Source organism: uncultured Treponema sp., assembly GCF_945873775.1.
Lineage (GTDB): Bacteria > Spirochaetota > Spirochaetia > Treponematales > Treponemataceae > Treponema_D.
Genome location: NZ_CAMCEC010000028.1, coordinates 1 through 22,375, shown reverse-complemented (window position 1 = coordinate 22,375; position 22,375 = coordinate 1). Strand labels below are relative to the sequence as shown.

20 protein-coding genes are annotated in these 22,375 nt (G+C 41.6%); 15 read left to right on the top strand and 5 right to left on the bottom strand.

The window, feature by feature from the left end:
* Nucleotides 1-169: 169 nt before the first annotated feature.
* Nucleotides 170-3,256, bottom strand: a complete 3,087-nt coding sequence (locus Q0N70_RS11040; protein WP_294016718.1) for a glycoside hydrolase family 2 TIM barrel-domain containing protein — start codon at nt 3,254-3,256, stop codon at nt 170-172.
* A 209-nt stretch (nt 3,257-3,465) separates the two neighbouring features.
* Between Q0N70_RS11040 and Q0N70_RS11035 the strand changes: the two genes are divergently transcribed.
* The 3 genes from Q0N70_RS11035 to Q0N70_RS11025 all read left to right on the top strand — a co-directional run bounded on the left by Q0N70_RS11035 (nt 3,466) and on the right by Q0N70_RS11025 (nt 6,523).
* Nucleotides 3,466-4,746, top strand: a complete 1,281-nt coding sequence (locus Q0N70_RS11035) for an extracellular solute-binding protein (protein ID WP_294016716.1) — start codon at nt 3,466-3,468, stop codon at nt 4,744-4,746.
* An 80-nt stretch (nt 4,747-4,826) separates the two neighbouring features.
* Complete coding sequence (locus Q0N70_RS11030; RefSeq protein ID WP_294016714.1) at nt 4,827-5,711, top strand: carbohydrate ABC transporter permease; 885 nt, start codon at nt 4,827-4,829, stop codon at nt 5,709-5,711.
* On the top strand, nt 5,708-6,523 hold the full coding sequence (locus Q0N70_RS11025) for a carbohydrate ABC transporter permease (RefSeq protein WP_294016712.1): 816 nt from the start codon (nt 5,708-5,710) through the stop codon (nt 6,521-6,523). Before Q0N70_RS11030 ends, Q0N70_RS11025 begins: the two co-directional genes overlap by 4 nt.
* 76 nt (nt 6,524-6,599) lie before the next feature.
* On the opposite strand, the gene Q0N70_RS11020 is transcribed toward Q0N70_RS11025, so the two are convergent.
* From Q0N70_RS11020 to Q0N70_RS11005, 4 genes are all read right to left on the bottom strand, one after another.
* On the bottom strand, nt 6,600-6,860 hold the full coding sequence (locus Q0N70_RS11020; protein ID WP_294016710.1) for a TIGR03905 family TSCPD domain-containing protein: 261 nt from the start codon (nt 6,858-6,860) through the stop codon (nt 6,600-6,602).
* A 7-nt stretch (nt 6,861-6,867) separates the two neighbouring features.
* On the bottom strand, nt 6,868-7,671 hold the full coding sequence (locus tag Q0N70_RS11015) for an ABC transporter ATP-binding protein (protein ID WP_013702144.1): 804 nt from the start codon (nt 7,669-7,671) through the stop codon (nt 6,868-6,870).
* Nucleotides 7,664-8,626 (bottom strand): ABC transporter permease, encoded by a 963-nt coding sequence (locus Q0N70_RS11010; RefSeq protein ID WP_294016708.1) that lies wholly within the window; start codon nt 8,624-8,626, stop codon nt 7,664-7,666. The genes Q0N70_RS11015 and Q0N70_RS11010 overlap by 8 nt, the downstream gene beginning before the upstream one ends.
* Nucleotides 8,627-8,753: 127 nt before the next feature.
* A complete protein-coding gene (locus Q0N70_RS11005; RefSeq protein WP_294016706.1) occupies nt 8,754-9,710 on the bottom strand; it encodes an ABC transporter substrate-binding protein in 957 nt (318 codons plus the stop codon).
* Nucleotides 9,711-9,836: 126 nt separating this feature from the next.
* Here Q0N70_RS11005 and Q0N70_RS11000 point away from each other — a divergent pair, with 126 nt between their 5' ends.
* From Q0N70_RS11000 to Q0N70_RS10945, 12 genes are all read left to right on the top strand, one after another.
* On the top strand, nt 9,837-10,622 hold the full coding sequence (locus tag Q0N70_RS11000; RefSeq protein ID WP_294016704.1) for a hypothetical protein: 786 nt from the start codon (nt 9,837-9,839) through the stop codon (nt 10,620-10,622).
* Between the two features lie 48 nt (nt 10,623-10,670).
* Entirely contained in the window at nt 10,671-11,507 is an 837-nt protein-coding gene (locus tag Q0N70_RS10995) for a glycosyltransferase (protein WP_294016703.1), read from the top strand.
* Nucleotides 11,500-13,311, top strand: a complete 1,812-nt coding sequence (locus Q0N70_RS10990) for a glycosyltransferase (protein ID WP_294016701.1) — start codon at nt 11,500-11,502, stop codon at nt 13,309-13,311. Before Q0N70_RS10995 ends, Q0N70_RS10990 begins: the two co-directional genes overlap by 8 nt.
* Nucleotides 13,304-14,149, top strand: a complete 846-nt coding sequence (locus tag Q0N70_RS10985; RefSeq protein WP_294016699.1) for a hypothetical protein — start codon at nt 13,304-13,306, stop codon at nt 14,147-14,149. The genes Q0N70_RS10990 and Q0N70_RS10985 overlap by 8 nt, the downstream gene beginning before the upstream one ends.
* A 130-nt stretch (nt 14,150-14,279) precedes the next feature.
* Nucleotides 14,280-15,377, top strand: coding sequence for an extracellular solute-binding protein (locus Q0N70_RS10980; RefSeq protein ID WP_245535670.1), 1,098 nt, complete (start codon nt 14,280-14,282; stop codon nt 15,375-15,377).
* A 278-nt stretch (nt 15,378-15,655) separates the two neighbouring features.
* Nucleotides 15,656-16,534, top strand: coding sequence for a substrate-binding domain-containing protein (locus Q0N70_RS10975; RefSeq protein ID WP_294016695.1), 879 nt, complete (start codon nt 15,656-15,658; stop codon nt 16,532-16,534).
* An 83-nt stretch (nt 16,535-16,617) separates the two neighbouring features.
* Complete coding sequence (gene pstC, locus Q0N70_RS10970; RefSeq protein ID WP_276780385.1) at nt 16,618-17,469, top strand: phosphate ABC transporter permease subunit PstC; 852 nt, start codon at nt 16,618-16,620, stop codon at nt 17,467-17,469.
* 3 nt (nt 17,470-17,472) lie between these two features.
* A complete protein-coding gene (gene pstA, locus Q0N70_RS10965) occupies nt 17,473-18,309 on the top strand; it encodes a phosphate ABC transporter permease PstA (protein WP_013702150.1) in 837 nt (278 codons plus the stop codon).
* Nucleotides 18,302-19,057, top strand: coding sequence for a phosphate ABC transporter ATP-binding protein PstB (gene pstB / locus Q0N70_RS10960; RefSeq protein WP_013702151.1), 756 nt, complete (start codon nt 18,302-18,304; stop codon nt 19,055-19,057). Before pstA ends, pstB begins: the two co-directional genes overlap by 8 nt.
* Before the next feature lie 45 nt (nt 19,058-19,102).
* Nucleotides 19,103-19,762, top strand: coding sequence for a phosphate signaling complex protein PhoU (gene phoU / locus Q0N70_RS10955; RefSeq protein ID WP_294016689.1), 660 nt, complete (start codon nt 19,103-19,105; stop codon nt 19,760-19,762).
* A gap of 410 nt (nt 19,763-20,172) precedes the next feature.
* Nucleotides 20,173-21,288, top strand: coding sequence for a hypothetical protein (locus Q0N70_RS10950; protein WP_294016687.1), 1,116 nt, complete (start codon nt 20,173-20,175; stop codon nt 21,286-21,288).
* A 544-nt stretch (nt 21,289-21,832) separates the two neighbouring features.
* Nucleotides 21,833-22,357, top strand: coding sequence for an InlB B-repeat-containing protein (locus Q0N70_RS10945; RefSeq protein WP_294016685.1), 525 nt, complete (start codon nt 21,833-21,835; stop codon nt 22,355-22,357).
* Nucleotides 22,358-22,375: the final 18 nt, after the last annotated feature.

Genomic DNA, 22,375 nt, shown 5'->3' with positions numbered 1-22,375 from the left:
GGCAATAACAGTCGTCGAGGTGAGATTGTCGGGTTAAACCCGACAATGACATCATACATAACACTTTACGCTCCTATGTCATTCCCTTGCTTGACGTAAATTCCATGTCATTCCCGTGCAGCGACACGGGAATCTGTTTTATGGGATTATCCAGTCAGCAATGATACAGCTACCAGATTCTTAGGTTCAGCTTGTAAGTGCCGGGGCGGACGCGGTACTGTTCAAGTGTGTCCGGACCGCAGGCTCCTGTTCCTACTCCGCGGTGGGCGGCATCTATTGTAAGAATCCACTTGCCTTTGCTTCCTTTAGACAAGTCAACCAGCTCGCTTGTGTGGCGGCACTTGTACAAATCCTGAGCTGTGTACGGCAAGAGGCTAAAGCTGAATTCTGTGTCAGACTGTATGTGCAGTGTCTTTCCGCCTCCAGAAAGCTCAAGGTACTTTACGCCGCACCTTAGTCCGTTTTCCTGCGGAACGATGTAAGGCACTTCAAGGTCTTTTATGTCCACTTCGTGCAAGCCTTTAAGCGCGGAATACTTTCTGTCGCTGTAGCATTCGTGAGGCCCGCATCCGTACCATTTTGCCTTTGTGAATGCGCCGCTAACAGAAGCTTCAAGACCAACGCGCGGATATTCCGGCACTGTGCTGTTCAGGCTGAAGTCAGCGCATATTTCCATGAACGAAGAGCTTCCCTGCCATGCTTTCTTTGTTGCGCAAGAGCAAGTTCCAAAGTCGAATGATTTTCCGCCTTTCTCTGAAACTATATGGAACACGCCATGTGAATCTTTTTCTCCATGGGACTTGTCAAGCGCGCTGTCCATCCAGGGCTTTGTGGGCTTTCCGACAAAGCATCCGGGAACATTGTCGCTGTCAACTTTGTCGTAGAGGGCTTTTATTCCTTCGTTTTCGGTGTAGGCATGGAACACTGTAGGCTCTAGGCTCAAGGCAAACTGCTCGGCTTCCTGGGAAACGCAGTCCGCGCTGTCTATAAAGCAAGTCTGACCTGCGCAAATCAGCTCCTCGTCAGAACTGCATAGCTCGCCTTTTGATGCCCACGGTGTCTGTTCAGCGTAAATGAAGTCAGCATGGAATACTATTTCAGAGCGGCTGTCTGCATTCAAGGCACATTCATTCACTTTAGGAATCTCAATGCGCATTGTTTCGCCGGGGAGAAGTCCTCTAAGCGGAATCTCGCCAGATGCTTTTGCAGTTCCGTCTACAAGGCATGACCACTTTAGGCTTAAGAAGTCTAGCGGAACAAAGCACGCCTTGCTTTTAACTTCAAAGATTCCCTGCGCGGCATGAACGGCATTAAGGCGCACCGGGGCAAATAGGCGGCGGCATTCTTCCATTGCAGGCTTAGGTGTCTGGTCCGGGAAGTTCAGTCCATTAAGGCAGAAGTCATAGTCGCAAGGACTGTCTCCAAAGTCGCCTCCGTACTTCCAGTATTTTCCGCCCTTGCTTTCACCGGGCTTTCCTTCCGGGGCATAGGCTGCTATTCCCTGGTCTATCCAGTCCCAGATAAAGCCTCCCTGCAGTCCATGTGTTGACTCGATTGCTTTCCAGTAGTCCGCAAGGCTTCCGTTTGCGTTTCCCATTGCGTGTGAATATTCGCACATGATTAAAGGCCGCCAGTCGTCGCGCTTTGTGGCATAGTCTACAATCAAGTCGATGCTAGGATACATCGGGGCAATCAGGTCGGTAAGCTCTTTTCCGTTTGCAAGGCAGTCAAGAGTGAAGTCTCCCTGATGAATCTCTGGGCGAACAAAGCCTTCGTAATGCACAATGCGAGTTTTGTCGTAACCGCGAAGCCAAGCAGCAGTCGCATAGTGGTTCTGCCCGTTGCCGCTTTCGTTTCCTAAAGACCAGCCGAAGATGCAAGCGTGGTTCTTGTCGCGGATTGCCATTCGCTGAACTCTCTGGATATAGGAATTAAGCCATTCCTCGCTGCGGCTCATAACATCGTAGTACGCGTGGTTTTCGATGTTCGCTTCGTCAAGAATGTAGATTCCGTAGCGGTTGCAAAGCTCGTACCAGCGTTCATCGTCCGGGTAGTGGCAAGTGCGCACTGCGTTGAAGTTGTACTTTTTGAGCGTCTTTATGTCGTGAACCATTTCAGCAGTGGAAAGTGTCTTGGCATTGGACTCGTTGTGCTCGTGGCGGTTTACTCCGTGGATGTAGACTTTCTTGGAATTGAACAGCAGCTCGCGCTTCTTTATTTCCACGGACTTAAAGCCAACTGTAAACGAAGAGCTTTCGATGTGCCTTCCGTCTTTTTCAAGAAGGCTTACAGTTACAAGATAGAGCGACGGAGTTTCGTTAGTCCAAAGAGCGGGATTTTCAACAGCGATGTCCTTCTTTGCAAGCGAAAGGGTGTTACGAATATCGAGGCTGCACGGAATTTTGCCTGACGCAACTTCTTTTCCGGGGATTCCTCTTGATGGCGTTCCTTCAAGGCGGCAGACTTTGTATTCCACATCGAACTGCATAAGATCTGCATCTGTCTGCGTTTTGTATTTAGCTTCCGAGGTTGCAAGAGAGACTTCAAGCGGAATTATGCCCTTTTGTGTTTCACCTGAAAAGTCAATGTATGTCAACGCCTTAGCATCCTGAATAAAAACATTTTCAGTTGAGTAAAGGTAGACGCTTCTGTGGATTCCGCCGAACCACCACTGATCCTGGTCTTCAACATAGGAAGCATCTGACCATCGCACAACTTTTATAACAATTTCAGCGGATGAGCCTTTTATGAATTCTGTGATGTCGAACTCGCAAGGGAGCCTAGTGTCTTTTGAAACTCCGGCTTCAGTTCCATTTACATAGACAATTGCGACGCTTTCAGCAGAGCCTATATGCAGAACTATGCGGCGGCCGTTCCATTCTTCGGGCAAGCTTACGTTCAGCTTGTAATAGCCTGTGGGATTTTCTTCCGGCACAAACGGAGGCACGCAGTCAAACGGCATCTGGATATTCGTGTAATGCGGAGAGCTGAATCCCTGCATTGTCCAGGAAAGAGGCACTTTTATCCTTTGCCACTTGGTCGTTTCGTCCGGCGCAGATTCCGGGGAATCGAAGAAGCAAAAGTCCCATTCTCCGTCCAGGCTTTTAAAGAAGGAGCTTGTAGGCACTTCACAGGATTCAGGTCCTATGGCAGCCTCAATCTGCGACTTTTGCGACGACTCATAAGGAACAAGCGGGCTTCTCATTGGCAGCCTGTTTACTGATTGTATTTCTGGATTCTCCCAAACTCTTTTCATATTCACCTCAAGCTAAATAGTGTTTTTTCTTAACAATGGCGATTGTAAATCAGAATCACATAAATGCAACTTGGCGGAAGAATAAATGCGCAACGGTTGCTCATTTTGCTATAAAAAAAAAAAATTTGACAGATTGAGTTTTATGCTCCTATAATTAATGTGTTAACGTTAACATAACAAATTTTGTTTTATCACTAGGAGGAAATTTTATGAAATTGGTTTTTAAAATTATGACCGCGGCTGTAGTTTCAGCCGGCTTATTTTTCATGGGAGGATGCAGCAAGGCTGAGCAGGAAAAGCAACTTATAGTCTGGTGCTGGGATCCGCAGTTCAATATTTACGCAATGAACACAGCAGCTGAAATATACCAGAGGGAACATCCAGATGTTAAAGTAAATGTAGTTGAAACACCTTGGGCAGACTTGCAGCAGAAACTTATTACTTCACTTTCAGCAAATGACACAAAATCACTTCCTGACATCATCCTTTGCCAGGACACAGCAATGCAGAAAAATATATCAAACTATCCGAACGCATTTTACCCTTTGGACGGAAAAGTTGACTTAAGCCAGTTCGCGCACTTCAAGGTTGGCTACGGAGAGTTCAAAGGCAAGCACTATTCAGTTCCATTTGACAACGGAATAACAGCTACATTCATCAGAACTGACATTCTTGAAAAAGCCGGACTCAAGCCTTCCGACTTCAACGATATAACCTGGAGACAGTTCCTTGAGCTTGGAAAAATTGTAAAGGCAAAAGCCGGTGTTCCGCTTCTTTCTTATGTAGGAACAGAACCTGACTGTATTTTCATTATGCTTCAGAGCGCGGGAAAATGGGTTTTTGACGAGGACGGAAATCCTTCTATGGTCGGAAATGAGGCGCTTAAGGAAGCTGTTTCAGTTTATTCAGAAATGATAAAGGAAGGCGTTTGCATTACAGTTTCTGACTTGAACGCATACATCGCAAGCATTCAAAATAGCTCGGTTGCGGCAACTATCAACGGATGCTGGATTGCAGGTTCAATCACAAATCAGCCGGCACAGAAAGGAAAATGGGCAGTTGTAAACACACCAAGGCTCGACAACATTCCTGGCGCAACAAACTATTCAAACCAGGGCGGCTCAAGCTGGATGGTTATGAAAAGCTCAAAGAATGCCGAAATTGCCTGCGACTTCTTGAACAAGACTTTTGCCGGAAGCACAGAACTTTACGAAACAATTCTTCCAACTTCTGGAGCAATTGCAACATGGCTTCCTGCATCAAAGACTTCTGTCTATGACCAGCCAAATGATTTCTTTGCAGGCCAGAAAATCTACAAGGACATTGTTGACTACGCCGGAAAAATTCCGCAGGTAAAATACGGAGTTTACAACTACGAAGCAAGAGACGCGATTGGAGTTGTTGTAAGCGACATTCTTACAGGAAAGAAAACCATTGACCAGGGAATAGAAGAAGCTGAAAAGCAAGTTAAGTTCCTTATGGGTCTTTAATTGACAAAGCCAGCCGCAGGACAGAAGCAGACTTCAAAACATTCTTGTCTTGAGGCTTTATTTTTTTCAGAGGTGCAAATATGAAAAGTAAATCGCTTGAGCGCAAATACAAAATTGCCGGATGGTATTTTGTAATGCCCGCTTCGCTTTTGATTTTTCTTTTTAGCTTTATTCCGATGGTCAGGGCTTTTATTCTTTCACTTCAGTCTGGAGTTGGAAACAATTTAAGTTTCTGCGGAATTAAAAACTACGTCAGGCTTTTTCAGGATGAGAAATTTATCGCTTCTCTGAAAAACGTAATTATATATTTTGCTTTTCAAGTTCCAATAATGCTTTTTATCGCCATTATTCTAGCTTGTATTCTTAATGACAAAAAACTGAAATACAAGGGGCTTTTTAGAACTATAATTTTTCTTCCGTGTGCGACTTCACTTGTAGCTTCCGCCCTTATCTTTAAATCTCTTTTTGCGCTGGACGGACTTGTAAACGTTCTGCTAGTAAAACACCATTTTATTTCTCAGCCAATCAACTGGCTCACTCATCCTGTGTGGGCAAAGGTCATTGTAATTTTTACGATTACCTGGAGATGGACTGGATACAACACCGTGTTTTTTCTTGCGGGACTTCAGGGAATTGAATACAGCATTTACGAGGCTGCAAGAATCGACGGAGCTTCAACAGTCCAGACATTCTTTAGAATAACGCTTCCGCAGTTAAAGCCTGTTGTTCTACTTACAGCAATCATGTCTACAAACGGAACTTTGCAGCTCTTCGATGAAGTAAAGAATTTGACTGGCGGCGGACCTGGAAACGCGACAATCACAATTTCACAGTACATTTATGATTTGTCGTTCAAGTACAATCCGCAGTTTGGATATGCAGCGGCAGTTTCTTACGCGATTCTTATAATTGTTGCGCTGCTTTCATTTATTCAGATTATTTTTGCTGACAGGAAGGAAAAATGAAAGAATCAGGACACATCACAGAAGTATTAAAATACGCCTTTATAATAACAGTTTGCTTCTTTTCTATATTTCCATTTTACTGGATGCTTTGCGGTGCGACAAACACAAGCGCAGACGTAATCACAGGAAGAGTTATTCCAGGCGCAAATTTGTTTGCAAACATAAAGACAATGCTTTCAACTGTAAAAATCGGACGCGCTTTCTGGAATTCACTGCGCACAACTGTCTGCGGAACTGTTCTTAGCATTTTTGTCTGCTCGCTTGCAGGCTACGGATTTCAGATTTTCAGAGACAAGGGAAAAGACACGCTCATGAACATTCTGCTTATTTCAATGATGATTCCATTCGCTTCGATTATGGTTCCATTGTTTAAAATGTTCAGCGTAATGCATCTTATGAATTCCACGCTAGGATTTATTTTGCCGACTGTTTCAACTGTGTTTCTGATTTTCTTTTTCAGGCAGAATTCGGTAACGTTTCCGCTTGAAACAATTCAGGCAGCAAGACTTGACGGACTTGGAGAGTTTTCAATCTACCTTAAAATTTACCTTCCGATTATGGCTCCGACATTTGCGGCGGCGGCAATTGTAACTTTTATGAACAACTGGAACAGCTATATGTGGCCTTTGATTGTTATGCAAAGCCAGAAAATGCAGACACTGCCGCTTTTAGTTTCAGGACTCACAGCAGGATACACTACAGACTACGGACTTTTGATGCTGAGCCTTTGCATTATGACAATTCCGACTGTTGTGCTTTTCTTTACACAGCAAAAGAGATTTGTTTCTGTAATTCTTGGTGCTGTAAAATAAAAGTTCAGACAAAAAAATAGGCGGAAATCTTGAGAAGGACACTCAAAATTTCTGCCTTATTTTTCAGCAAAAAAAATTATTTTTTATTTGCTTTGTCAAACGCTTCCTGAACTGCAATTGCAAGCTGGTCAGCGCAGGAAGTTCCTTTTGTGCGGCACAAGTTTCCGCGGCACTTTTCCTGAATAAATTCAACAGTTGTTCCGTCAAGAATTCTTGAAATCGCTTTTAAGTTTCCGTCGCAGCCATTTGTAAATTCGATTCCGCGCACAACATTTCCGTCAAGCTCGAATTTTATATTTGTTGCGCAAACACCTTTTGTCTTAAAATTGCAAACCATAAATTCCTCACTGGCTCAAAATCATTCTGTCAGAAATTGAATCCGTGTCGCCGCCGCTTGCAGTCTGGAATTTTTGGAGCAAGTCAGCAACTTGAAGATTCTTTTTTTCTTCCCCGGAAACATCGTAAACAATATGTCCGTCAAGCATCATTATAAGGCGGTTACCGTAATGAATGGCGTGCTTCATATTGTGAGTTACCATAAAAGTTGTAAGATGGTCGCGCTCAACAAAATGCTGGGTTAGCTCAAGGACTTTATGCGCAGTCTTTGGATCAAGAGCCGCCGTATGTTCATCAAGCAGCAAAAGCTTCGGTTTTTGCAATGTCGCCATCAAAAGAGTAAGAGCCTGTCTTTGTCCGCCGGAAAGAAGTCCGACTTTTGAAGTCATGCGGTTTTCAAGACCAAGCTCCAAAAGTGAAAGCTGCTTTTTAAATTCTTCCTGTTCAGCGGAAGTAACGCCCCACTTAAGTCCGCGTTTCTTTCCACGGCGCAAAGCAAGCGCAAGATTTTCCTGAATTTCCATAGTGGCAGCAGTTCCTCTCATCGGATCCTGAAAAACACGTCCAAGATATTTCGCGCGTATGTGTTCTTTTTGGCGTGTAATATCTTCACCGTCAAGAATAATCGAGCCTGAATCGCATTCATGTACGCCGGCAATCAAGTTAAGCAAAGTTGATTTTCCAGCTCCGTTTCCGCCAATTACAGTAACAAAGTCTCCGTCATTTAAAGTCAGGCTTATGTCTTTTAAAGCTTTGCGTTCTGTTATTGTTCCGGGATTAAATGTTTTTGAAACGTGTCTTACTTCAAGCATTTTTAGCCTCCACGGAAATTTTCTTGCAGCGCGAAGCCTTTTGCTTCAACACAGGAACAGAAAGCGCAATTGCAACTACGACAGCGGAAAGAAGCTTTAAATCCTGAGTTTTCATTCCAAGCTGAAGAACAAGCGCGATAATCAAACGGTAAATGACAGAGCCAAACACAACAGAAAGCAAGCTCCACCAAAATCCGAATCGTTTTCCGAAAATAACTTCGCCAATAATTATAGAAGCAAGTCCGATTACGATTGTACCGATTCCCATGCTTACATCTCCGAACCTCTGCTGCTGCATTACAAGTGAACCACTCATGGCAACAAGGGCGTTTGCAATCATAAGTGCCAGAATCTGCATTGAATCAGTGTTGATTCCCTGCGCACGGCTCATTGCGGCATTGTCTCCAGTTGAACGGATTGCGCTGCCGAGTTCTGTTCCAAAGAACCAGTACAAAATTGCAATCGCAGCTCCAGTAAAAATAATTCCAGTAATCAGACTTGAAACAGAAGTTGCGCTATAAGGGAAAAATTCTGACAATTTAAAAGACTTATTTATCCAGTCCATTATAGTTGTGTGGACTCTTGTCAAAGGCTGATTCGGTCCGCCAAGAACATGAAGATTTATTGAATAAAGAGCAAGCTGAACCAAGATTCCTGCAAGAATTCCCGGTATCTTGAATTTAGTCGTAAGAAAGCCAGTTACGAGCCCCGCAATGCTTCCTGCAACCGTAGCCGCAAAAACTGCAAGCAAAGGATTTACGCCGCGGACAATAAGAAGAGCGCAGACGCATCCGCCCAAAGCAAAGCTTCCGTCCACAGTCATATCGGCAAAATCAAGGATTTTAAATGTGATGTAAACGCCAAGAGCCATGATTCCCCAAAGCACGCCTTGAGAAACAGCTCCCAGCATTGCGCCTGAAAACGGCACTAAAAAATCTAAAAAAGTATCAAACATAACTCAAAGAGTATATCAGATTTTTTGCGCCGTGTCATTTTTTTTCTATAAAATTTTATTTAACTGTCATTGCACGGGAATGACAAACAGGTTATCCCGATAATGACAGTAAAATTTAAACTTAAACTTATTTAATCAAGTCAGCTGGAATTTTTACTCCAATGGCGTCAGCAACTTCCTTGTTATACATAAAGTCGCATTTGTCCAAATACTGAATTGGCATTTGAGCAGGCTTTTTTCCGTTTGCAAAAATTTCAACAGCCATCTTTGCAGTCTGTTTTCCAAGCTCATAGTAATTGATTCCGTAAGTTGCAAGTCCGCCAGACTGACACATTCCGCTTTCTCCGCAGATTACAGGAATTTTTGCTTCTGTTGTAACGAGCGAAACTGTAGCCATTGAGCTTGCAATCATGTTGTCTGTTGGACAGTAAATTGCGTCAACTTTTCCAACAAGGCTCTGAACAACCTGCTGAACTTCATTTGTATTTGAAACTGTCGCATCAACGAAAGAAAGTCCTGCGCTCTTGCAAGCTTCCTTTGCGATGTTAATCTGAAACCTTGAATTCTCTTCGCTTGAGCAATACAAAAGTCCGACTTTTTTTGCTGAAGGAACAATTTTCTTAAGAAGATCAATCTGGGCGGCAACTGGTGTAAGGTCAGAAGTTCCGCTTACATTTGTTCCAGGCATTTTGTTTGACTCAACAAGGCCAGCTGTTTTTGGATCTGTAACAGCTGTAACAAGAACTGGAATTGTTGAAGTTTTATTTGCGACTGCCTGAGCTGCAGGAGTTGCGATTGCGAAAATCAAATTGCTGCGTTTTGAAACAAGCTTGTCTGCGATTGTAACACAGTTTGACTGCTCGCCCTGGGCATTTTCATAGTCAATTTTAATATTCACGCCGTCAACATAGCCAGCATCTTTAAGTCCGTCAACGAAGCCTTTGTAAGAAGCGTCCAAAGCTGGATGCTCAACAAGCTGAATTACGCCGATTTTTATCTGCTTTTGTTTTTTTGCAGAACAAAGAAATGTGCCGGCAGCAATAAAAGCCAAAGACACTGCTAAAACTTTTGAAATTTTTTTCATGCTATTTCCTCCAAAAAATTCCGCGGAAAAAATTCCGCAAAACAAAAATACTATAAACGAACTTAAAAAATTACTCAACAACATTGTCAATTGCAAGAGCCTCATTTTCTTTGGTAAAATAAAAGCATGAAACTCAAGCACAACGTGATTTACTACAGCGATGAGCTTAACGATGAATTTGCATTTGACAATATCAAGCCACGCAAAATCGGAAAAAACTATATTTATGTTTACAATTCGCTCTGGAAAAAATTTACGCGCTTTTTTTGGTACAGAATGATTGCCCTTCCAATTGCAACTTTGTATTTAAAAATCAAATGGCATCATAAAATCGTAAACAGAAAAGTCATAAACCTTGCAAAAGGAAAATCTTTTTTTCTATACGGAAACCACACACACAATATGTGCGACGCGCTTATTCCCACATTTGTTTCTTTTCCAAAAAGCGTCTTTGTGATTGTCCATCCGAACAATATTTCAATGCCGGTGCTTGGAACAATAACGCCAAGCCTTGGAGCAATTCCTTTGCCGGACGACATTGATTCAACAAAAAATTTTCTGCACTGCATTGAAACAAGAGTCAAACAAAACTGCGCGATTGCAATTTATCCGGAAGCGCATATCTGGCCGTTCTACACAAAAATCAGGCCGTTCACTTCCCTTTCATTCCGTTATCCGGTTCAATACGAAGTTCCGTCTTTTTGTTTTACAAATGTCTATACAAAGCGGAAATTTTCTAAAACGCCAAAAATTACAACTTATGTTGACGGACCATTTTTTGCAGACAAAAATCTTTCTATAAAAGAGCAGCGTGAAGACCTTAGGAATAAAATTTTTTCAGCAATGACAGAAAGAGCAAAACTGAACAACGTGGAAGTCATAAAATACATAAAAAAAGAAAGCCAAAAATAAATGCAACTTTAGCAGGAATTTTGTATCATATTATAATAAGGATAAAAAATGATTAATATTCTTTTCTGCGGAAACAGCAAAGTTTTTGACGGCATACTCACCTGCTCTCTTTCTATTTTAAAGCGCACAGAAACAAAAGAACCGTTTAAATTTTTTGTCTACACAATGGACTTGCAGGATTTGAATGAAAACTACAAGCCTATTTCTTCCGCGCAAATTTCATTTCTTGAAAATGTGATAAAAGAATACAACTCTGAAAATTCAATAGAAAAAATCGATGTTACAGACTTATACAACAAAGAATTCCGCGGCTGCCCGAACGAGCAATGCTATTGTTCTCCTTACACTTTGCTTCGCCTTTTTGCAGATTTAGTTCCCGGAATGCCTTCAAAGTTTCTTTACCTTGACGCAGACATTCTTGCAAACCGGGACATAACTTTGCTTTACAACATCGATGTTTCGAATGTTGAATATGCGGCGGCGAATGACCACTACGGAAAATATTTAATAAATCCGCGCTACATAAACGCTGGAGTTCTTCTATTTAATATGGAGCTTTGCAGAAAAACTGAAATCTTCAAAAAATCCCGCGAGTTGATAAAAACAAAAAAACTTATCTTTGCAGACCAAAGCGCGCTTATCCGAAGCACAACAAAAAAGAAACTTATAGCGCAAAAATTCAATGACCAGAAATTTCTGCATAAATGGACAGTGCTCCGTCATTTCTCGCAGCGGCTTTTTTATTTTCCGTTTCCGCACATTGCAAACATAAAGCAGTGGGACGTAACCAATGTTCACAAAGTCTTCAAATATTTTCAATTTGACGACATTTTATTAGAATACATTTATTTAAGAGAAAAATTTAAGAGAGAATTCCATGAATAAAAACAAAACAATTCCTGTATTTTTTGCCTGCGATGAAAATTTTGTAAAGTTCACGGCAGTTACTATAAATTCACTCATTGCAAACGCATCAAAAGAATTTTCTTATGACATTCACATTCTTTGCACAAAAATCAGCGAAGATAAAAAGCAAAAAGTAATAAACCTTGCGCCAGAAAATTTTAAAGTTTATTTTGATGACGTTACAAATTATTTAAAGTCAATCAGCTACAGGCTTCCAATCCGCGACTATTATTCAAAGACAACATATTACAGGCTTTTTATTTCAGAAATGTTCCCGGAGCTAGACAAGGCTCTTTATCTTGACAGCGACATGATTGTGCTTGGTGATATTTCTGAACTTTACAACCATGACATTGGAGAAAACTACGTTGGAGCTTGCAATGAGCAGGCGATGGTTCAAACTGATGTCTACGGAACTTATGTTGAAAAGTGCATCGGACTTGACCGCAACAAATATTTCAATGCGGGAATGCTCCTTATAAATTGCGCGCAATTCAGAAAACAAAAAATCCTCGATCAGTTTATAAGGCTTCTGCATGAATATTCTTTTGTTGTAACGCAAGATGAAGACTATCTGAATTTTATTTGCAAAGACAAAGTTTTTTGGATTGAAAATTCTTGGAATGTTGAAACTTACGGCGAAATAAAATATTCAGAAACAACAGCAAAAATAATCCACTATCTTATGGTCGGAAAACCTTGGCATTTTAAAGATGTTCCGTTCGCAGAAATCTTCTGGAACTATGCAAAGCAAACTCCATTCTGTGAAGAAATAAATTCAGTGCTTGAAAACTACACGGACGAGCAGCGCAAAAACGACTACGAATCTGTTGACCGGCTTGCAAAGCTTGCGGAATCAGAAACAAACCGCCCTGACAATTTTTTAAAGCGAAGAATGATTCTTGAACAAAAATTAAAAGAAGAAAAAGCGCAAGAAAAAACTTCTGCAATTCCAAAATCGCAAGACCGTTTAAGAATTCTTGCAAAAATCGCGGAATATGAAAAGCAAGGAAGATTCGCAGAAGACGTTGAGGACGATCCGCCATCACGCCAAATTCAGCCGGGAGAAGTTGACTACCAGCAGAAAAAAATTTCCAGCAAAATAAAATCGTACTTTGCATTCAACGCCGCAAGAAAATTCTTAAACAAAATGCTAAAGACAAAGCAAATTATAATCAAAGGAATTGAAGGCAAGGAAAATATTGAGCTGCTGAACGGAGGCACAATAATTACGTGCAACCATTTTAATCCGCTGGACAGTTTTGCAATTCAATATGTTTACGATGAAATAAAGAAGCAAAAAAAGCATGGAAAATTTTTCAGAATTATAAAAGAAGGAAACTACACAAGCTTTCCCGGATTCTATGGAAAATTAATGCGCAGCTGCAACACGCTTCCTTTAAGTTCAAACTACAAAACAATGAACGAATTTCTTTTGGCTGTAAAAAATCTTTTGTCCGCCGGAAACTACATTTTGATTTACCCGGAACAGAGCCTTTGGTGGAACTACAGAAAGCCAAAACCGTTGCGCAAAGGAGCATACACGCTTGCGGTAAAAAACAACGCCGCGGTTCTTCCAGTTTTCATAACGATGCAGGACAGCGACATTGTTGACAGCGACGGATTTTTTGTGCAGGAATACACGATTCATATTTGCAAGCCGATTTTTCCAAACCCTGAAATTTCAAGAAACGAAAACATTGAATTTATGATGAATGAAAATTATTCCGCTTGGAAAAAAGTTTACGAGGACACATATAAAATCCCGTTAAGATATGAATAAAATTCTTAAAACATTATTAAAGAAAAAATTTATTGCATTCTTGTTTGCGATATTTTCAGTTGGATTTTTTCAGGCGCAGGAACTTTCTGAAAATGCAAAAATTCTCATTGATGATTTTTTTAACTTGCGGATGAATCTTTCTGTCTATGATGAAAACAACACGGAGCCAATTATTTCCGCAATAGAAAATTTTCCAAAAGAGAATGAAGAAAAAATTTCTTTATGCAATGAGCAGGAAAAAATCATTCTTGAAAATTTTTTTGTAATGGAAAAATACAATTATCTTTATGAAAAACCAGGACAAGCGAAAATCCAGCATGAACTTCTTGGAAAGCAGCTTGAAAAAATCGAGCAGTTTATAAAAGAAAACAATGGCATTCCCTTAAACGAATATTTTTACTGCACGCAGGCAGACGTAACTTCATGTTACATGGGCTATTCAATTGGCGATGTTTTAAAATACGGAGCGAGCGTCAAACCGTTATACGAAAAAGCATTGGAAGCAAATCCTAATTTTTCTTACGCGCTCACAAACATCGGACAATGGTATTACTTTGCTCCAAAAATCGCAGGCGGCTCCAAGAAAAAAACTCTTGCGTATTTTGAAAAAGCGCAAGCAAACGCTTCAACTTCTGCGCAAAAATATTTTGCCGACATTTTTTTATCGCAGCTTTTATTTGAAAACAAGCAGTTTGAAAAATGCAGGGAACTTTTAGATGAAGCACAATCATTTTGTCCGCAAAGCAATTACATAAAAAAAATCCGCAGAGCGAATGAAGCCGGTCTTTCGCTTTATGAATACAACAAGAAAAAATCTCCGCTGAATGAAAAAAGCTAAATTCGCATTAGTTTTACGTTAACTTCATGTTACTTCCCTATTTCCATTTTTTCCAGTAGACTATGCTTTCTTGCCGTCAAACCGATGAGCAGGAAAGAATTTCGTATGAAGTTCTAATTCTACTTTTTTAATGAACAGATTTTTTTACCTAATAAAAGCCTGTTCAAAGGATATTGAAATGAAGAAATTCAATGTCGCTATTTTTAGCATGGCCGCGTTTGTCCTTTCAATTTTTTCTTCCTGCTCAAAAGAAAAAAAGGAAACTTTCAACCTGTACAACTGGAGCTATTACACGCCTGATTCAGTTCTTGAAAAATTCGCGAAAGAATACAACTGCAAAGTAAAAGTTGACTATTTTGATTCAAATGAAATGATGTATGCAAAGCTCCGCGCCGGCGCAAAAGGCTACGACCTGACAATTCCATCTCAAGACTACACTTCAATTATGATAAAACAGGGAATGGTTCAGAAAATTGATCACTCGCAGTTCCCGAATTCAAAATATATAAATCCTGAAGCACTTGAAAAAGCAAAGGGATACGATCCAGACATGACTTGGAGCGTTCCATATTGCCTCGCAGCTTCTGGAATTTCTGTAAACAAAACAAAAGTAAAAGACTACGAAAAGTCATTCGATATTTTTTCACGCACAGATTTAGCCGGACACATGACAATGATGGACGACATGAGAGTTACAATGGGAAGCGCGTTAAAGCACCTTGGCTACTCGCTGAACACAACAGATGACAAAGAGCTTCGAGAAGCCGCAGATTTAATCATAAACAAGTGGCGTCCAAATCTTATAAAGTTTGATGCGGAAGGCTACGGAAAATCATTTGCTTCAGGAGACTTCTGGGTTTGCGACGGCTATGCGGAAATTGTATTTGCTGAAGTTCCAGAAGACAAGCACGATGAAGTAATTGATTTTTTTGTTCCTGAATGCGGTTCAGCTGCGTATCTTGATTCAATGGTAATTTTAAAAGACGCCAAGCACTATGACCTTGCAATGAAATTTATTGACTTCAGCCACCGCCCGGAAATCTACGCGGAATTCTGCGACGCTCTGAAATTTCCTGCTTACATAAACAAGGAAGCTGCAAAGTACACAAAGAAAAAACCAATGTATCCAGTTGAAACTCTTGAAAAAGTTGAGCTCAAAATGGACGTAGGCGAAGCACTTTCAAAATATGACGCGCTCTGGCAGGAAATAAGATTTTCCGCAGAATAAAGAATATTCTTTATGTCATTTTCGGACTTGACTCTGCGATGCTTGCGTAGCAAACTCGGTTAGAAATCCTAAATGTGTATTGCAACCATTTAAATGTCATTCCCGTGCATCGACACGGGAATCTGTTGCAAACTTGCCGTGTTAACAATGCGGCAATTAAAAATAAAATTCACTTCTATTAAAAATTAACACAATTCTAACAATTCAATAACCTTCAAAAAACACAGCCGCTTTAGATTTTTCATCGTAAAATAAAAAACCGAACGGAGGTTTGAACTATGAAAAAGACTATGTATGCTGTGATCAGCGCAATCTCACTGGCAGTTTTAGGCGGAACATTATTTGCCGCTCCTAAAAAAGACAAAAACTTCGGAAAGAAAAGTGTTGTACTTATAAGCCGCGAAGAAGGAAGCGGAACAAGAGGCGCATTTGTTGAGCTTTTCGGAATTGAAATGAAAAACGCAGAAGGCAAAAAAGTTGACTTCACTTCTGAGGAAGCTGACATTACAAACAGCACAGAAGTAATGCTTACTTCAGTTGCAGGAAACAAATATGCAATCGGTTATGTTTCCCTTGGCTCACTGAACAAAACTGTAAAGCCGCTTAAAATTGAAGGCGTATCTCCAAGCGTTTCAACTATCAAAAACGGAACTTATAAAATTTCACGCCCGTTCAACATCATAACAAAAGAAACCGGACTTTCAGAAAACGCTTCTGATTTTATCCGCTTCATTCTTTCAAGCGACGGACAGGCAATTGTTGAAGCAAACGGCTACATCAGCGCAGCGCAAAATCCGGCTTACATTGCAACTGGCAAAAAAGGAAAAATCACAGTAGCAGGTTCTTCAAGCGTAACTCCTGTAATGGAAAAACTTGCTGAAGCCTACGAAAAACTGAATCCAGAAATTAAAATTGAAGTTCAGATGTCAGACAGTACAACTGGCGTAAACAGCGCGCTCAACGGTGTCTGCGAAATCGGAATGGCAAGCCGCGAATTAAAAGACAGCGAAAAGGCAAAAGGCGCACTTCAGACAAAAATTGCAATCGACGGAATCGCAGTAATCATCAACAAGGAAAATCCAACAGAAAGCGCATCGATTCAGTCAGTCAAAGATTTGTACATCGGAACAATTTCAAAATGGGGCGATGTAAAATAACCCTTATGGCTTAAACAAAAAATTGCAGTGCAAATCCAGTTCGGACAAGCGCTGCAATTCAATTCTTTTAAAAGCAGTAAAATATGAAAAACAAATATATAGAACAGACAATGCGATTCGTTTTTCTTGCGGCGGCTTGTGTTTCAATTGCGGCTACAATCACAATCTGCATTTTTCTGTTTGCAAACGGCGTTCCTGCCATGCTTAAAATCGGACTAAAGAATTTCATCTTTGGTTTAAAGTGGAAACCTTCCATTGACCTCTACGGAATTTTCCCGATGATTGTAGGCTCGATTACGGTAACGCTTGGCGCATTGATTCTAGGAGTTCCGCTCGGACTTTTCACAGCGGTTTTTCTTGCCCGCTACTGTCCAAAGCAGCTGTACAATTTTTTTGAAAGCGGCGTAAAACTTCTGGCGGGAATTCCTTCTGTTGTCTACGGTTTCTTCGGACTTACAGTCATAGTTCCTGCAATCAGAAATACATTCGGCGGAAACGGAACTTCAATTCTTGCCGCTTCGATTGTCCTTGCAATAATGATTCTTCCAACAATAATAAGCGTAAGCGAATCTTCAATAAGAGCAGTGCCTTCACTTTACTTTGAAGGCTCTCTTGCATTAGGAGCTTGCAAAGAACGCAGCATTTTTCTTGTTGAGCTTAAGGCGGCAAAAAGCGGAATTATGGCAGGAATAATTCTTGGAGTGGGACGCGCTGTTGGAGAAACAATGGCAGTCATCATGGTCGCAGGAAACCAGGCAATTCTTCCGCGAAGCCTTGTAAAAGGAATCAGAACACTCACAGCAAATATTGTTCTTGAAATGGGATACGCCGCAGACTTGCACAGAGATGCTCTCATTGCAACTTCTGTAATTCTGTTTATTTTCATTTTGATTATCAACTTGTGCTTTTCACTCTTAAAAGAAAAGAAGGAGTAGCAGATGAAAACTTCGCAAACATTTCAGTCAAAAGTTCTAAAGTCATTTGTGCTTGGAGCTGGAATTTTTACAATTGCAATTTCATGCGGAATCGTAATCTACATTCTTGCAAGAGGAATTCCAAACCTGAACCTGTCGCTTTTCAGCATAAAGTACACAAGCGAAAACAGCTCGCTTTTTCCAGCATTGATAAACACGCTTTCTGCAACAGCGATAACGCTCGCAATAGCAGTGCCAATTGGAATAGGAGCTGCAATCTATTTAAGTGAATACGCATACCGCGGAAGCAAAATTGTAAAGGCAATCAGGCTTGCAACAGAAACTTTGTCTGGCATTCCTTCAATCGTGTACGGACTTTTCGGATTTTTGTTTTTCGTAACTTTTCTGCACTGGGGATTTTCTCTGCTTGCCGGATGCTGCACGCTTGCAATTATGATTCTCCCGGTAATCGTGCGCACGACAGAAGAAGCCTTGCTTTCTGTAAACGACAGCTACCGTGAAGGAAGCTTCGGACTTGGAGCCGGAAAATTACGAACAGTATTCTGCATCGTTCTGCCTTCCGCAGTTCCAGGAATAATCGCAGGAATCGTCTTGGGCACAGGACGCATCGTTGGAGAAACCGCGGCTTTAATTTACACAGCAGGAACAGTCGCGCGGATTGCAGGTGGAATGCAAAGCGGAAGAACACTCGCAGTCCACTTGTACGCGCTTTGGAGCGAAGGGCTTGCAACAGGCCAGTCTTACGCAACAGCAGTAATTCTTCTTGCCATAGTTTTAATACTGAACTGGCTAAGTTCTCTTCTTGAAAAAATAATCACAAGGAAAAACAAAAATGAATAAAAGCAAAATATCAGTCCAAGACTTAAATTTATTCTACGGAAACTTTCAGGCGCTTTACGATGTGAATCTTGAAATTCCTGCGAACATGGTTACAGCGTTCATCGGACCAAGCGGCTGCGGAAAATCAACTCTGCTCAAAACTTTCAACAGGATGAACGACCTTGTTGTAGGCTGCAGAACAGAAGGCAAAGTTTTAATAGACGATGAAAATATTTTTGAAAACATAGACGTGAACCTGCTCAGAAAAAAAGTCGGAATGGTATTCCAAAAGCCGAATCCGTTTCCAATGAGCATTTACGACAACATCGCCTACGGTCCGCGCACCCACGGAATCAAACGCAAAAGCGACTTGGACAATATCGTTGAAAAAGCCCTGCAGGATGCGGCAATCTGGGATGAAGTAAAAGACAGGCTGAACAAAAGCGCGATAGGACTTTCAGGCGGACAGCAGCAGCGTCTTTGCATTGCACGCGCGCTTGCAATAGAACCGGAAGTGCTTTTAATGGACGAGCCTACAAGCGCGCTAGATCCAATCAGCACAAGCAAAATTGAAGACACAATCGCTGAGTTAAAAAGCAAATACACAATTGTAATTGTAACTCACAATATGCAGCAGGCAACACGCGTAAGCGACTTAACGGCATTTTTCCTGCTCGGAAAAGTGATTGAGTACGGACAAACGGAACAAATATTCAGCTCACCGAAAAACAAAAAGACGGAAGATTATATCACGGGAAGATTCGGCTGATATTTTTCAAAACAGAAAAGCAGAAATTTCTACAAGAGGAAAAAGATGAGAAACAACTTTAACCTGCAGCTAAATGAACTGCACGAAGACTTAAAAAAGATGGGAACACTTTGCGAAGACTGCATAACATTTGCAACCCAGTCGCTTCTCCTTGGAGACACCGAGCTTGGAGAACGCGCAATCCAAGCGGAAAAGCAGACAGACATAATGGAAAAAGAAATTCAAAATCTTTGCATGAGAATTCTTTTGCAGCAGCAGCCGGTAGCAAGCGATCTTAGAACCATAAGCGCGGCAATCAAAGTAATCACAGACATGGAAAGAATCGGAGACCAGGGAAGCGACATTGCAGAGCTGATAAAGAAAACGCAGATTCCATTTGAAGCCTTTAACTCTCACATCGCGGCAATGGCGGACTGCATAATCCGAATGGTTACAGGCAGCGTGGAAAGCTTTATCAAGCAGGACGTAAAACTTGCCAAGCAGATTGCAGACCTTGATGATCAGGCGGACGACCTTTTTATTCAAATCAAAAATGACATTCTGGACATGATGTCTGGAAAAACAAAGCATGACCGCGCATTTGGAGAAAAAGCCCTCAACACATTGATGATTGCAAAATACCTTGAGCGCATTGGCGATCACGCTGTAAACATAACCGAATGCACATTGATGGCAGTAGGCACACAGAACGCGCAACAGGAATAAAAATCAAAGCTGAACCATTGCAAACCAAAATCCTCGGGCAACCGGGGATTTTTTTATTTTTACATTTAATATCATTGCCGCGCATCAGCACTGCGCCATTTGTATAGAAAGCTCGGTCAGCAATCTCTGAAATAAGATTGTCGGATCAAGTCCGACAATGACAAGAATATGGTTTGTCATTATTGCGCTTGCACCTATGTCATTATCCGGCTTGACCCGCGACGTTTGCGAAGCAAACTCGGTTAATAATCTTTTATGAAAAAACAGTAAGCGCAAATTCACAGAAAGTTTATTTTAAGCTAACAAAAATCAAACATAGAAAATTTATTTTTCTGCCAGCAAAGAAAAAATCTGCAAGAAAAAAACATTGCGGATTTCAACAAGCAAATCTTTAAGATAGGAGTTATCTTATGAAAAAACTTTTGGCTGCATCCGTTGCAGGAATTCTTGTATGCGCATCAGTTTTCGCACAGAAAGTTTCGCTCACAAACACATTCGGAGCAAATGACGACAACACAGGAAACGGAGACTTCCTTGAGTTCAACAGAAAAGTAAAAGACAACGGCGACTTTGACGACGGATTTGAAAACGAAGAAGCCCACGTGGACAACAGGCTTCAGCTCGACTTCTCTTCTGAAAAACTTGACGGAAGAGTCCGCATGGAAACTTACGGCATCAAGCTCAACGGAAAAGATTCCACAACAAGACTCCGCGGCTACGTTCGCTTTTCACCATTTAAGCAGATTGGACTTGCAATTGGAAACGAGTTCTTTACAAAAATTGCGGCAGACGCATCTTACCTTGGAGCGGCGGACGATACACCAAAATGGGGACGCATGGCAGAAAACGGATTCGCAGTTGTAGCTCTCCCAGTTGAAGGCCTAAAGATTTCAGGCGGAATCAGAGGAAACACAGAATACGACAACAACGACAAATACCGCCTTGACTTTGGAGCACAGTATGCGGCAAAAGACCTTGTAACTTTCGGAGCAACAGCAAAAAGCGTTACTAACGACGACCGCACATTCGGCGTGTTCGCTGGAATCAACAGCATCCAGAACATGATGCTCAACCTAGGCTTTGTATACAACGCAAACGACACAGACTTCATTCCAGAAGAAACAAAATACGCGCTCACATTCTCGGCAGGATATGAAATGAAAGACCTTGGATTTTCACTTTATGCCGATGTTGTTTCAGGACTTTCAAGCAAGTACATCGACAAGGACTACAAGACAAGCGACTGGAAAGACGACAACGGCGACAAAGGCATTCCGTTCCAGGCAAAGCTCCTTGCAAACTACGCTGTAACAGAAGCAACAACACTTTCGCTCGCAGTAACAGAAGCAACAATGATTGGCTGGGACGATGCATACACAACAACAGTTTACCCTTACGCAACATTCGCTCTTCCAGAAAACATGGGCGACCTTGACATGGGCGTAAGAATGGACTTTACCAGCGACGGACTTACAAAGTTCTCTATTCCGTTCAGCTGGAAATGCAAGTTCATAAACAAGAAGTAAAAAATACTTGACCATGCCATCTTGTCATCCTCCGGCTCTACCGGAGGATCTTGTCATTGTCGGACTTGATCCGCGACGTTTGCGAAGCAAACTCGGTTAACAATCTCCTGCAACAGATTCCCGTGTCGCTGCACGGGAATGACAAAGGAACGCAACTGCGGGAATGACAAAGAAATCAAGCAAGTTAATGACATTAGAATCACACCGGGCAATGACACAAATCAACCTGTCATTGCCGGGCATAGACCCGGCAATCTCTCGTGTTGTTAAAGATTCCCGCATCAAGTGCGGGAATGACACAAAACAAACTTTTTTCATTTTTTTTGCCGTTTAAGTTGTCATTTCAAATAAACTCACTATAATTATAGATATACAACAAATCTATTTTTATGGAGACAAAATGAAAATCAACTTCCATTCCACTACCCCCCCCGTGTGGCAACAGCCTTAATTCTAGCTCTTAGCCTCGCATTCACATTCCCTTCCTGCTCAGACGGCTCAAGCGGAGGCTCAGACGATGACAGCGGACAGGTAACAACGCCTGTTGAAAATCCTTCAGATTCCAACGGAAACGGAAGCGGCTCAAACGCAAATCCTTCAAATCCAAGCAACCCGGACAGCGGAAGCACAAATCCCGAACCCCCCAAAAGCAACCTACACCGTAACTTTTGACGCAAACGGCGGAACCGGCACAATCGAAAGCATAACCGAAGTTGCCGGAACGGAAATCACAATTCCTGAGAACACGCTAGAAAAAGATGGCTTTAACTTTGCCGGATGGAACACGGCAAAAAACATGACAGGCACAAGCTACGATAGTGGCGCAACTTTCACTCCGAACTCGAATCTTACGCTCTACGCAAAGTGGACAGCAGACGCAGCAAACGTGGCAGAGTCAATCAAAAGCCTTGAAGCCGGCGAGCATACGGTTTCTGTTGTTGGAGAAATCGATAAGTATAAACTTATAAAAATAGCGACTGCAATCATAAACAACGAAAATGAAGTGGAAATCAACCTTGATTTGAGCGGGACAACGATAGTGTACAATAAAGTTCGCAATTTGGGGTAGAAAAAAGCCATTGAAAAT